Origin of the sequence: Enterococcus sp. AZ071, from assembly GCF_050499065.1 — a bacterium.
Taxonomy (GTDB): Bacteria; Bacillota; Bacilli; order Lactobacillales; family Enterococcaceae; genus Enterococcus_A; species Enterococcus_A ferrettii.
On the sequence record NZ_JBIPAS010000001.1, the window covers coordinates 2,236,546 to 2,249,534 of the forward strand.

The 12,989-nt window shown below is 40.8% G+C and carries 10 protein-coding genes; 4 read left to right on the forward strand and 6 right to left on the reverse strand.

The features are described from left to right. The first annotated feature begins 10 nt into the window (after positions 1-10). Positions 11-877, forward strand: coding sequence for an aldo/keto reductase (locus tag IGI49_RS11045; RefSeq protein WP_429964537.1), 867 nt, complete (start codon positions 11-13; stop codon positions 875-877). A 51-nt stretch (positions 878-928) separates the two neighbouring features. Here IGI49_RS11045 and msrA read toward each other — a convergent pair whose 3' ends face one another. The 3 genes from msrA to IGI49_RS11060 form a co-directional block, all read right to left on the reverse strand. Further along, positions 929-1,759 carry a peptide-methionine (S)-S-oxide reductase MsrA gene (gene msrA / locus IGI49_RS11050; RefSeq protein ID WP_429964538.1) on the reverse strand — a complete coding sequence of 277 codons (831 nt, stop codon included), beginning with the start codon at positions 1,757-1,759 and terminating at the stop codon, positions 929-931. A 180-nt stretch (positions 1,760-1,939) separates the two neighbouring features. Continuing rightward, a complete protein-coding gene (locus IGI49_RS11055; RefSeq protein ID WP_207703047.1) occupies positions 1,940-2,281 on the reverse strand; it encodes a YlbF family regulator in 342 nt (113 codons plus the stop codon). Between the two features lie 67 nt (positions 2,282-2,348). After that, positions 2,349-4,535 (reverse strand): PBP1A family penicillin-binding protein, encoded by a 2,187-nt coding sequence (locus IGI49_RS11060; protein ID WP_429964539.1) that lies wholly within the window; start codon positions 4,533-4,535, stop codon positions 2,349-2,351. Between the two features lie 254 nt (positions 4,536-4,789). On the opposite strand from IGI49_RS11060, the gene IGI49_RS11065 reads away from it, so the two are divergent. Both IGI49_RS11065 and IGI49_RS11070 read left to right on the forward strand, forming a co-directional pair. Then, the gene (locus tag IGI49_RS11065; protein WP_429964540.1) at positions 4,790-5,641 is read left to right on the forward strand and encodes an RluA family pseudouridine synthase; all 852 of its coding nucleotides are present in this window, start codon (positions 4,790-4,792) and stop codon (positions 5,639-5,641) included. Between the two features lie 93 nt (positions 5,642-5,734). Further along, positions 5,735-6,352: a helix-turn-helix transcriptional regulator gene (locus tag IGI49_RS11070; protein WP_429964541.1), complete on the forward strand. Its 618-nt coding sequence runs from the start codon at positions 5,735-5,737 to the stop codon at positions 6,350-6,352. Between the two features lie 11 nt (positions 6,353-6,363). Here the strand turns inward: IGI49_RS11070 and IGI49_RS11075 are convergent, their stop codons facing one another. Further along, positions 6,364-6,948 carry an undecaprenyl-diphosphatase gene (locus tag IGI49_RS11075; RefSeq protein ID WP_429964542.1) on the reverse strand — a complete coding sequence of 195 codons (585 nt, stop codon included), beginning with the start codon at positions 6,946-6,948 and terminating at the stop codon, positions 6,364-6,366. A gap of 174 nt (positions 6,949-7,122) precedes the next feature. Beyond that, on the reverse strand, positions 7,123-7,782 hold the full coding sequence (locus IGI49_RS11080; RefSeq protein WP_429964543.1) for a LysM peptidoglycan-binding domain-containing protein: 660 nt from the start codon (positions 7,780-7,782) through the stop codon (positions 7,123-7,125). 527 nt (positions 7,783-8,309) lie between these two features. Here IGI49_RS11080 and IGI49_RS11085 point away from each other — a divergent pair. Then, entirely contained in the window at positions 8,310-10,982 is a 2,673-nt protein-coding gene (locus IGI49_RS11085) for an HAD-IC family P-type ATPase (RefSeq protein WP_429964544.1), read from the forward strand. A 38-nt stretch (positions 10,983-11,020) separates the two neighbouring features. On the opposite strand, the gene IGI49_RS11090 is transcribed toward IGI49_RS11085, so the two are convergent. Next, entirely contained in the window at positions 11,021-12,667 is a 1,647-nt protein-coding gene (locus IGI49_RS11090) for a polysaccharide biosynthesis C-terminal domain-containing protein (RefSeq protein WP_429964545.1), read from the reverse strand. Positions 12,668-12,989: the final 322 nt, after the last annotated feature.

Sequence of the window (12,989 nt, forward strand, 5' to 3'; positions counted from 1 at the left end):
AGGAATAATGATGTTGAATGAACGTTTTATTTTATCTAATGGTGTAACAATTCCCAAAATTGGTTTCGGTACCTGGATGATTGATAATGCAAAAGCAGCCAAGGATGTTCGAGATGCCATTAGTGTGGGGTATCGCCATATTGATACGGCACAAGCTTATACAAATGAAGCTGGAGTTGGTGAAGGAATTCGTACATCGGGTGTAGATCGCAAGGATCTTTTTGTAACGACTAAGCTAGCAGCTGAAATCAAAAATTACAAAGAAGCTTTGACTGCAATTGATGAATCGTTAGAGAAATTAGGATTAGATTATATTGACCTGATGATTATCCACAGTCCTAAACCTTGGGCTGAATTCCAGAACGACGAGGAACATTTCTTTGAGGGGAATTTAGAAGCTTGGCGAGCATTAGAAGAGTCCTATGAAGCTGGAAAACTGCGGGCAATTGGGGTTTCCAACTTTGAACAGGCTGATTTAGAAAACCTTTTAGCCAATGCCAAAGTAAAACCAATGGTGAATCAAATCTTAGCACATATCGGACATACACCACTCGATGTGATTAACTTTTCTCAGCAAAATGATATTTTAGTAGAAGCTTACTCGCCAATTGCTCACGGTGCCATGATGCGTAACGAAGCAATTACTACCATGGCAGACAAGTATCAGGTCTCAATTCCCCAACTAGCCATTCGCTATTGCCTACAGCTGGATCTGCTGCCTTTGCCAAAAACAGAAAATATCGAGCATATGAAAAATAATGCCGATGTTGACTTCACCATTTCTGAAGAAGATATGGATGCTTTGAAAACTATCGGTCGTGTTGATTACGGCGATCATAGTGATATTCCGGTTTTCCGCAGAGCAACCGACAACTAGTCAAGTGAAAGGAGCAGCCGCCAATCTAATGATTTGCTGCTGTTCCTTTTTTTAACTGTTCTTGGTGAACGCCTTTCGCAGATTCCCTTTCAGGTGCTGATAAGATAAAAACTGTTGGCGGGATCGTTTGATTGCTTTGTATCTTTTCGGCTGTTTTTTATAAAACTCCTGATGGTAATTTTCTGCTGGCCAAAAAGTACTAGCCCAGCGAATTTCAGTCACAATCGGTTTTTTATAGTATCCTGAGTCAATGATTTTTTGTTTTGCTGCCTCAGCAATTTGCCTTTGCTCTTCATCCTGAACAAAAATAATTGGACGGTATTGAGTGCCTCGATCTTGAAATTGTCCAAAGTCATCTGTAGGATCCGTGATCTGCCAGTACAAGTCGATTAACTCCTGATAATGGACTATTCGCGTATCAAAAATGATCTCCACTGCTTCCACATGCCCGGTATTTCCAACAAGAACCTGATCGTAGCTGGGATTGTCAAGCTCTCCGCCAGTATAACCAGACAACACCGAAATAATTCCTGGCCGCTCTTCAAAGGGCTCTACCATACACCAGAAACATCCTCCTGCGAAAACAGCACGACTTTGATAGCGAGGATCGGTAACTTGATGCTTGCTGCTGTCGTATTCCAGCTCTGACTGGTATTCCCCCATAAGCTTCTGATAAAAATCAGTCACATCTGGTGTTAAATTGTTCCTGCTTGCCAAAGGTCGCAGGGCTGCCTCCAGCTTAGCAATAGTTTCATTGTAATTAGCTCCCGTTTCTATGGCATCTTTTGCTTCCAGCAGCAAAGAACGTTCCCAGTCCCGGGTTTTGGAATTCAATATCAGGTTGTAAATTTCAGTCATTGTATTCTCTTGTGATAGTTTCATAATAAGATCTCCTTTAGCAAAAACAAAGTAGTTTTATTGCTGGAAATACACTAGAAATTTACCACAAGTAAAGAAAATACACGAATAAACTGTTCTTTACAAAAAGCGCCTTAAGAGATTCTTTTCATCATTCTCAGACATAAAAAAATCCCAGCAGATACATTCTGCTGGGAATAAATTTTATCCTTCGTACAAGTCACGAATCGGTGTCATAATGATCCGATTTAAATCATTAATGATTACGCTGAAAGCTTGTTCCTTGCTCATTAATTCGTTGATTGTTTCTTCTTGTTGTACTTTTGTTGCTAGATCTTGCGCTTTTTCTGCATCTTCGTCAGAAAAATCTTCGCCTGTCATTTGTTTTTCTTGTAGTTCTTGTTGGAAAGCTTGGAATTCTTTAAACGCACTATACGCTTCAGGGTTTTCTTTTAATTTCGCAAAAGCTTCCTCTAACGCTTTAAATTCTGGTAATTGGCGGATTTCGCTTTCTAATCCATTGGCAGTGTCATAAATGTTTGTCATGATTTTCCCTCATTTTCTATTAAAAGTTACTTTCATAGTATAACATGAATGGAAACGGGTTCAAAGTCTAATTTCCCTGATCCTGAAACCATTGGATTCCTTTGTCCTTTAATTGATTAAAACCTTCTTTTGCTTTCTCTCCAAATTGCTGCATTCCTTCTTTTGCTTTCTCGCCAAAACCATTGAGGCCTTCGGTAGCTTTATCCCCGATATTTTTCAGATCTTCCTGCCACTGTTTGTCTTCATTGGATTGGCCGAACTCATCTGCAGGAACGACTTGGCCGCCTGTTGCATAAGCATCAGCTACATTGAAGGATGATTGCTTCGCATATGGCAAGAGTGATTCTGCTTCGGCCTTAAAGACCATCCCCACTTCATCACCACTAGTTCCGCTTAAGTAATGAGTCTCGCTAGTTTTTTCAAAGCCTAACCAAGTAGAAATGACGATATTTGGTGTATAACCGATAATCCATTGGTCATTTACTTTGGTAGCATCAAAGTTGGTTTCAGTCGTACCAGTTTTTCCAGCCATAGTATAACCAGCTGGTGCAGCCTGCACTGCTGTACCATTAGAGAAGGTACCCAGCAGCATGCTGGTCATACTGTCCGCCACTTCTTTTGAAATAACTTGTTCATATTTCGGATCACTATTGTCTTCAATAACTGCTCCGGTAGAATCAATGATTTTCGTAATTAAGTGTGGCTTATAGACTCTTCCTTGATTGGCAAAAGCGCCGTAAGCTGCGGCCATTTGCATCGGGGAAGTCCCATTCTCCAAGCCACCTAAAGCCAATCCATAATATTTATCTGATTTTTCCAACGGAATACCGAACTCTTTTGCCTTGTTGTATCCTTTGTCTAATCCAATTTCATGAAGTGTCCAAACAGCTGGTAAATTTAGACTCTGAGCGATTGCTTGGTACATTGGTACTTCACCTTGATAGGTACCGCTATAGTTTTTCGCATCGTAATATTCTTGTGGGACATCCTGTAAAATACTATCCGGTTTGTAACCTGCTTCTAAAGCTGGTGCATAAACACTTAATGGTTTCATGGTGGAACCAGGTGACCGTTTCATCTGGGTTGCAAAGTTATACCCCCGGAAGACATGTTCACCACGGCGTCCAACTAACGCTTCTACTCCTCCGGTTGTCGGATCTAATGCTACAGAAGCGGATTGTGGCATTGCTCCATCAGCAGCATTCGCTGGAAAATTATAATTATTGGCATAAACAGCTTCCATTTGCTGCTGATAATTTTGATCCAATGCTGTGTAGATCTTATACCCCTTATTCAGTAAATCTTTTTCGTTTAAGCCATAGCGATCCACTGCTTCATCAATTATCGCATCAAAATAGAATGGATACTTGTAACCAGCATCACCAGCAGTATACGTATCATTCAGTAACGAACCTAGATCAACCTGGGCTTCTTGCTGTTCTTGTGCGGCATCCAATTTGCCATTGTCTACCATCACATTCAGTACGGTATTACGCCGATTTGTAGCATTTTCCAAGTTATCAATTGGGTTGTAAATACTTGGTCCTTTCAACATACCGGCAATGGTTGCTGCTTCACCAATCGTCACCTGATTGGCATCGACACCAAAGTATTTGCGCGCGGCATCCTGCACGCCCCATACGCCGTTACCAAAATATGCATTGTTTAGGTACATAGTTAAAATTTCATCTTTACTGTATTTCTTTTCGATTTCGATCGCCATGAACAGCTCTTTCGCCTTCCGTTCAAGGGTTTGGTCTAAGCTGAGATAAGCATTTTTAGCTAACTGCTGGGTAATGGTACTCCCACCGCCAGTAATTCTTCCACGAGTCAGGGTACCAACTGCGGCCCGGGCAATCCCTTTAATATCAAAGCCGTGATGCTCGTAAAAGCTGCGGTCCTCAGTCGAAACCACGGCATCCTTGATATAAGGAGAGATTTGATCTCCCTCTGCATAGGTGCCCTTTTGACCATATAAGGTACCGGCTTGTTCATTTTTTTGATCGTATATTTCGGTTGACTGTTTCAAGCTGGATTGCAGCGTTTCAACATTGACAGATTTAGCTAAATAAAATAAATAAATGCTGGTAACTAAAACCACAACCAACGTCAATAGAAGCAGGATTTTATTCACGTGATATTTTTTCCAAATACGTTTGCGCGCATGGTGGAACCGAATCAAATAAGGCTTGATCCATATCCAAAACGTCTTTAATGCGCTTTTGACTTTTTGCCAAATTTTCTGAAAATCCATTTATCGATCCCCACTCCTTCAAAATCAGACCTAGTGTAACACAATTTTAAGCTTTACGCGTACGTCTACAGACGGATACACATTGGCATTATTCTAGCATGAGAACTCAAGGAAAAGCTGATTTTTTTCTTAAATATCTGTTAATTTGCAGAAAACACAGGGGAAAGAACCATTTAAACAAAATACCTTTTTACCTAATTTATTTTTGCTTTCATCTCAAAGATTGTTACAATTAAGGGCGAGGAGTGAAACCAATGAAATTTACTATCACTTTACCAGCGAATTCACCTACTAAGACAGTCAAAGAGCTCTTAGAAGAAGACTGGCTGGTTCCAAGAAAAGTAAGGCATTTCATCCGTACGCGTAAGGGAATCCTAGTGAATGGAAAATTCTGCCATTTTCAAGAACAGGTTCGGGGAAATGATGAGATTACTTTAGTAATAGAAGATAATGACTATCCCAAACGCGCCATTCAATTAGGCAATAAAAAATTAATTACCGTTCTTTATGAAGATGAACATCTGATTATTGTCAATAAACCCGCCGGAATGAAAACTCATCCTAATCAGCCTGACGAAACGGATACTTTGCTCAATCATCTGGCTGCTTACTTATCACCGGATAATCAGCCTCACGTTGTTCATCGCTTGGACAAGGAGACCAGCGGAGCTATTCTTTTTGCTAAAAATCAGTTTATTTTGCCTATTCTAGGTCGGATGCTGGAAAAAAAAGAGATTTATCGTCGTTATCAAGCCATTGTTCATGGACAACTGACGAAAGACCTGACGATTAATAAAAAAATTGGTCGTGATCGCCATGATCGTCGGAAACGTCGAATTGATCTAAAAACTGGCAAATCGGCTATTACCCATGTATCTATTGCCCAGCCGCTTGGCAAAAATACAGCAATCTATTGTCGATTAGATACTGGTCGTACGCATCAAATTAGAGTCCATTTAGCCAGTCTGGGGCACCCCCTTGTTGGTGACCCATTGTATAGTAAAGATTCAAATAGCCGTTTGATGCTGCATGCGTATGAATTGCATCTCATTCAGCCTTTTACGAAAAAGAAAATTACAGTGAGCGCCTTGCCTGGATTGTGGTAGCATCTTGATGCAACGCCGCGTTGCATCAACTTTTTGCTGCAGCAACGGATTGGTTCATTCAAAACACTAGTTATTTGGAGAGGAAGCTGTAAAGTGAAGATAGAGTTAGGAAAAAGCATCAAGGAAGAACGACAAAAGAAACATTTGACACAACAGGAGTTAGCCGACTATCTGAATATTTCTCGTCAAACCATTTCTAAATGGGAGTTGGATAAAAGCTACCCCGATTTGGAGCTGCTAGTTCAAATGAGTCGCTTGTTTGAGGTAAGTGTCGATCACCTATTGGGAATCGAAAATGCTACTGAAAAACAAAAACGTTCGGTCCTTGATTTCATTTTCCAAACCAATCCGGAAGGGATTTACGAGCCTTCTGCTAAGGAGCGGAATCGCATGAAAACGATTTGTTTTGTTGTTTATGTTAGTCAAGGTATCAATTACCACTTCATCACTGCTTATGGTCATTTTAGTCAAATTCGGTTAATTAATGCTTTGAAAAAGGAGCTGTCCCCGCATTACGATGTACATTTTGATCCTAGTACAATTGAAGAAGAACCCGATTTGTATATTGTTCCCGAACCATTCAAGCTACTTGTCTCCTATTCAGAAGAAAAGACATTGCTGCTTCCAGGGGATCTCTTTGTAACAAAGGACACGGCTGCTATCAAAGAACATATTGACCATTACTTTGCGGAAAAACAAGCAGGGGCATAATCAGCCCCTGTTTATGTTCGTCTATGAACCAACTTTTTCTCCATATTACTAAGCCAGTCAACAAACTGCCGTAACCACCTTACTCTTCTAAGCGAATAATAGCACACACTGCCTACCGCAATTGCTGTTAAAGCCGCCACCAATACATCTGATGGGTAATGTACCCCAACAAAAATTCTTGCTATGCTTGCTAAGAATGCCCAAAAAAGATATAACCATTTGCTTTTTGAACACCCAGCAAGAAACAGTACGAACAAGAAACTAACCATAAGAACTGTATGGTCACTTGGGAAACTATTGTTTACATCCTTTGCAATCAATTGATTGGCTTCTAAAGTAACAAAAGGTTGAACATGATAATAAAACTTCCCCATCAATTTAGCCAAACCCTCTGACACTACAAAACTCAGCGCAGCAATTAGCAATGTCTCCCGCTTCTCCGGATAATTTCTGTTCCTTATCCATGAAAAGATCAAAAAAGCAGCCAAGAGATACGGAGACATTTCAGCGAAAAAAATGCCTACCGCATCCAAGTAACTTGATCGGCTGCCCCAATTATTAATCAGATGGAAAAGTGTTCTATCCAATGTATCCATTCGTTGCCTCCTGGTTATATTTCTGATTACTAAAAATAATCCTACCAAGGAACACCACCAAGAAATACTTACAAGGTGATTTTTTAGCTTACAAATCAGTAAGACAACCAAGCTGACAGTTAAAAATGCAAACAAAAAAAGACTCCCTCAAAAAGGAGTCTCGAATGTTTTATCTTAGTACCAGCCGTTTGCTAACCAGAAAGACTGAGCGCCTTCCCATGAACCATAGCGTGAAGTTACATATTGATCAGCTACGCGTTCTTGGTTTTCTGCTGAGTAATCACCATTTAAGTAAGATGAGCTTAATTGGTAACGTCCAATGTATTGGCCATTTGATGCTGAGTAAGAACCACCAGATTCTTTTTGGGCAATCCATTCTTTTGCTGAAGAAGTTGTTGCAGGTACTGTTTCAGTTACAGGAGCTGCTGCTTGTTCGACTGGTGCTGTTTCTTGAACTGGAGCTGCTGCTTGTTCCACAGGTGCTGCTTCCTCTTGAACTGGAGCCGCTGCTTGTTCAGCAGGTGCTGTTTCTTGTGCTGGAGCTTCTTTAACTGCTTCAGCAGCTGCAGGTGCAGGAGTTGCTTCTGCTTTACCTTCTTTGTCGATTGTCAATTCTTGACCAGCAAAAATCATGTTCACGTTTGAAATTTTGTTCGCTTTAGCAATTGCATCAACTAAGCTGTTGTCGCCAGCAAACTTGTGTGAAATTTTTGATAAAGTATCGCCAGATTCAACAGTATATTTTTCTGCTGCGTGCGCATCTTGCCCACCAAAAGCCATACCAGTTCCTGCTGCTAATAAAGATCCAAATAAGAATGTTTTTCCTAATTTCATTATGTTAAGTTCCTCCATATAGGTTTCTACGTCTTCTTGACTACGAGAGTAACTTTACCACCCTTTCGTATTTCATGGGTGAAAATCCTATGACATTTGGTTACAATCCTGTGTAAAAATGTAACAAAACGCAGTACCTGCACTTTTTTGAAATAGTTGCCTTCCTCTCTTATCGACCAAAAACGGCTTATCTTCAAGGTTTCTTCACGCAAATGTATAATTTTTTACTTATCCTCTTGAAACATTGCAATCTTTCTGTAAAAGTTTGAAACATTTCTTTTGCTTTTCAATACCTCGCATTTATTCAAAATAAGTTAAATTATTTTCAGTTTTTTGACTAATTCAACTTTATTTGATAAATTAACTATATCGGAGGTGATAAAAAAATGGACCCAGACGCCCAGCAGACGTCTTACTATTACGAAGTTCCTTATTTTCAAAAAGAATAGGCTTATTTACGTACGTTGTCATAAGACAAGGTGCTTTTTTCGCGTATTCTAATTTAAAATAAGGAGTGTTTTTTACACATGAAGGAAGATTATCACCAGAAACTGCAACAATTGCAGGAAAGCTATCCACAAAAAGATTTTGAACAAGGTCTGAGCCAACAGGAAGCACAAGCGCGTTTAGCTCAATTTGGCCCTAACAAGCTGGAAACCAAGAAAACCCCGAAATGGAAACTGTTTTTACGTCAATTTCATAACATGATCATTTACATTTTAATCGTCGCGATGCTCTTAACTTTACTGATGGGTCATTCTTCTGATGCCATCATTATCGGTCTGGTAGTTATCATTAATGCTTTTATCGGTTACTACCAGGAAGCAAATGCTTCAGACGCCCTGGAAAAAATCAAACAAATGCTGGCCACCGAAGCTACAGTCTATCGCGATGGTACCCGAATGGATATCCCTACCGAAGATTTAGTTGCTGGCGACGTAGTCTTTTTGGAAGCCGGAGACAGTGTACCTGCCGACCTGCGAATTGTCGATGCTGACAACCTGCGGATTCAAGAAGCCAGCTTGACTGGAGAAGCCGATTCTATCGAAAAGACTGCTGCTGATTTGCCACAGGAAGAAGTTCCTTTGGCTGAACAAATCAACAAGGCCTTTGCTTCTACTTCCATTACAAACGGAAGCGGCTTGGGAGTGGTTATCGCTACAGCAGCCGATACTGAAATTGGGAAAATTTCTACTGAAGTCAGTCAAGTGAAACAGCGCAAGTCTCCATTAATGCAGCAAATCGATGGCTTGGGTAAAGGTGTGTCTTATGTAGTTATTGGAGCAGCGGTTATGCTGTTTTTATTCGGACTATTCTTTGACACCTATTCCCTTTCTGTTCTTTCGCTGGCAGTTGTTACCATGATTGTTGGCTCCATTCCAGAAGGGCTGCCGGCAACCACCTCAGTCATATTAGCAATGGGTGTCAGCGACATGGCTAAAAACAAACACACGATTGTTAAAACGTTGCCTGCTGTTGAAACATTGGGTTCGGTGGATGTGATTGCTACTGATAAAACGGGGACTTTGACCAAAAATGAAATGACTGTCAACGATGTATTGATTGATGAACATCACTATACAGTCAGTGGTTTCGGGTATAAACCAGAGGGAAAACTACTGGAAAATGGTCAAATCGTGGCTCCTGATGAAAAAGTGCAACGCTTTTTAGAAGCAGGTTATGAAGCGAACGATACTTTGCTCTTTGAGGAAGACAATCGCTGGCAAATCAATGGCGAACCAACAGATGGCTCTTTTTTAACCTTATATCAAAAGTTGAAAAAGGCCCCACCAGCTGTTTCCGAAATTGATATGCTGCCCTTTGACTCAGAATATCGCTACATGGCGAAGCTGGTGCAGCAGCCAAACGGTCAGCGCTTAGTTTATATTAAAGGCTCTCCGGATAAGCTGTTTCCGATGGCTCAAACTCAAGAAGCAGCCTTTGATCATGATTTTTGGAGCGAACAGGTGCTGGCACTTTCTGAAGAAGGCAAGCGGGTTGTTGCAGTAGGGTATAAATCGGTCTCGTCAACAACTGAAGAGGTTACTCACGAGCTTTTAGCTGAAGGGATTCACTTCTTAGGTTTAGCCGGCATCATTGATCCACCGCGAGAAGAAGTTATTGGTTCCTTGAAGGACATGCGTCAAGCCGGTGTCGAAGTTAAAATGATCACCGGCGATCACCCAGTAACTGCCAAAACCATTGGTGAACAGCTAGGCTTAGCTCCTGAAATTAAAGCAATTACTGGTCCAGAATGGGATCGTTTATCGCAAGCTGAAAAAGAAGCGGCTGCAATTAGCCACCAAGTATTTGCTCGGACGACACCGAAAAATAAATTAGAGATCATCGAAGCTCTCCAGGCCAATCACAAAGTTACTGCTATGACTGGTGACGGAGTGAATGATGCACCAGCCTTGAAACGAGCCGATATTGGTGTTGCAATGGGGATTAAAGGAACCGACGTTGCTAAAGATTCCGCTGATATGATTTTGGCTAATGATAACTTTGCTACCATGTCAGTTGCCATTCGTGAAGGTCGCCGAATATACGACAATATTAAGAAGAGTATTCTTTTCCTGCTGCCGACTTCCTTTGCTGAAGGTCTAATCATTGCATTTACCATCTTGATGCAGATTGATATGCCTTTACAGGCGACTCAGCTGCTATGGATCAATATGGTTTCGGCAATTACAATTCAGTTTGCGTTCATCTTTGAACCAGCTGAAGAAGGCATCATGGATCGACCACCTCAGAAAACCGGCAGCCGCCTTATGAGCCGTCATGATATTTTTCAGATGGCCTACGTTTCGATTCTGATGGCGTTAACCGCCCTGATGGCTTACGATTGGATTTTAGATCGTGGAATTGATCATACTACTGCAAGTACTATGATGGTAAATATTATTGTTATCAGCAAAATTTTCTATCTATTTAATATCCGTACTTCTCAGTATGCCCTGTCAAAGGAATTCTTTACCAATAAGAAGGCTTTCGTTATCATTGCAATTATGATCGGACTGCAGCTAATCTTGACCTATGTGCCTTTCATGCAGCAAGCCTTCCACACAGCTCCTATGAGTTTAGTTGAATGGGGTGTTTCACTTCTTGCTGGTATGTTGATTCTAATCATTACTGAATTTGACAAATGGCGCAATCGCCGAAACAGCAAGCCAATTCTGGTTACCCACAAATCTTCATAACATAAATAAAACCCGAGTGTGATTGCTCGGGTTTTCTTCTATTTAATTCTCATTTTTTTACGCCAACGTTTCGCTCTTGCGCCCAACAATCTATCACCTAGACGAATTTTAAGGGTAAGATATAGATATAAACCGGTATTGAGCAGGCCTGTAATTAAACAAATCAACAATGCCTGTAAACGGCTGTCTGGGGATAACCAATGGTAGCTAAGCTGTTTGACACCGATTGTAATCACCCCACAAACCAATACCAATAACACAATTAGCAGGATCCGACGAAAGGCCAGCTGATAATTGCTTTTTGTTGCTTTTTTGATTTTTCTAAAAGACAACCCACAGGTAAGAGTCAGCCCTAAGATTGTTGCAATATGAGGACCATAAGCCTCCAGTAATTCAATTAGCGGTGCTTGTAGGATTCCTTTCAAAACTAATCCCGCAATCCAATAATACAAAGCAGGTTTCGCTAGTTCCAGACTTTGCAGCAACAAAGCAGTAAACAGTCCAAAGGCTGCAACGAAACTGCTCAACAAGACTAAGTTCATTACTCGGCTTCCTAAGAGATTGGCACCATAAAATAGAGTATAAACGGGCCGTACATTGATCATCAACCAAAGCACTGCCGGTAAAATAAGATAAACAAAACGCTGCAAATGAATACTGATGAACCGAACAATTTCACGTTTCTGCCGCTTAGCAATTCGCTCCAATAATGAAGGTAAGTAACGAAAGAGCAAGGTTCCGGCTGCTGCAACAGGCAGAACTGCAATCCGATCTGGATTTGCTCGAAACAGTCCATAAAGGTTTAGCAACTGTTCATTGCTGTAATTAGTATGAGCAGCCATCATTGGAATAAACGTCAATTGATCCACTAGTTTATAACCAAGGAGACCTCCCCCTAAAAGAACATAAGGCAAAACCTCTAAAAAGGCTTCCCAAAGAATCATCTGAATGGAGTTTTCCATTTTATCCAAACTGCGCATTCCCTGAATTTTCCAGCGTTCCTGATCCTTTTGCCAACAAAGCAGTAAGACTACCAAAGCTCCTACAGCGCCCACTGAAGCAGCAAATACACTTTGGATGACGGCAGTACGAAAATTACTTTGAACTACCTGTAACAAGAAAAAACTGCTCAGAAGAATAAACAATGCATGCAGTCCGCGATAAACTAGCTGTGATAAACCAATGGAAAACATGTCCTGCATGCCTTGAAAATAGCCCTGTAATACGCGCATCACTGGGAAAAACACCAAGGCGAGACTCATAGAACGATAAATTGCTGTTAAGTCTTCTCCGCCTCTTGAGACGCCGGCTAAAAATGGAGCCAAGAAAAACATTGCTCCTGCTGCCAGCACACCTGAAGCTAAGCTAATCTGCAGGCAGCGAATGAATAACCGCTGACTGGTTCGATATTCACTCATGGCATTGTATTTTTCCACCTGTTGGGCCAAAAGACTGGGAAGTCCACCTGTAGCCACCAATCCAAAAATACCAAACCAAGTATAACTCATATCGAAGTAGCTATTCGCAATATTTCCTTGCCCCTTCATCCATGCGTACCAAGGAATAATCAATACCGCTCCTAATAAGCAGGAATAAAAAGTGCCGCTTGTTAACCAAGAAGCCTGTTGAATCACCTTCTCTTTCGGGTTATAAACGGGTCGATAGGCCGCTTTGCGATTGTCCATAATAACCTGCTTTCTTTTTTCAGCTGGCCCATGCCAACCATTCTTTCTTCTAAAATGAAGCCTTCCTGACTAATAATGACAAGATTCCCAAAAATTAAATTTGATATTCAGAAATTGAATTTAGCTGTATTTCTTTATTTTAAAATTGATACTAACAATCCAAAAACACCAAGCATCCATTTTTGCCATAAATTGATTATAATAATAAGAAAATATGCGGTCAACTAGCAAAAGCTGAAGTTTGCTGATTTTCTCATAAAGCCTTCATGAACTTTGGCCTTTTTTACACTGCATAATAATCGCTGTGCTATAATAACTTAGA

What these genes read in the sequence shown, in the direction of transcription:
- IGI49_RS11055 (WP_207703047.1), bottom strand. Translation starts at nt 2,281, where the DNA reads ATGACAAACATTTATGACACTGCCAATGGATTAGAAAGCGAAATCCGC.
- IGI49_RS11085 (WP_429964544.1), top strand. Translation starts at nt 8,310, where the DNA reads ATGAAGGAAGATTATCACCAGAAACTGCAACAATTGCAGGAAAGCTAT.
- IGI49_RS11080 (WP_429964543.1), bottom strand. Translation starts at nt 7,782, where the DNA reads ATGAAATTAGGAAAAACATTCTTATTTGGATCTTTATTAGCAGCAGGA.
- IGI49_RS11075 (WP_429964542.1), bottom strand. Translation starts at nt 6,948, where the DNA reads ATGGATACATTGGATAGAACACTTTTCCATCTGATTAATAATTGGGGC.
- IGI49_RS11090 (WP_429964545.1), bottom strand. Translation starts at nt 12,667, where the DNA reads ATGGACAATCGCAAAGCGGCCTATCGACCCGTTTATAACCCGAAAGAG.
- IGI49_RS11065 (WP_429964540.1), top strand. Translation starts at nt 4,790, where the DNA reads ATGAAATTTACTATCACTTTACCAGCGAATTCACCTACTAAGACAGTC.
- msrA (WP_429964538.1), bottom strand. Translation starts at nt 1,759, where the DNA reads ATGAAACTATCACAAGAGAATACAATGACTGAAATTTACAACCTGATA.
- IGI49_RS11045 (WP_429964537.1), top strand. Translation starts at nt 11, where the DNA reads ATGTTGAATGAACGTTTTATTTTATCTAATGGTGTAACAATTCCCAAA.
- IGI49_RS11060 (WP_429964539.1), bottom strand. Translation starts at nt 4,535, where the DNA reads ATGGATTTTCAGAAAATTTGGCAAAAAGTCAAAAGCGCATTAAAGACG.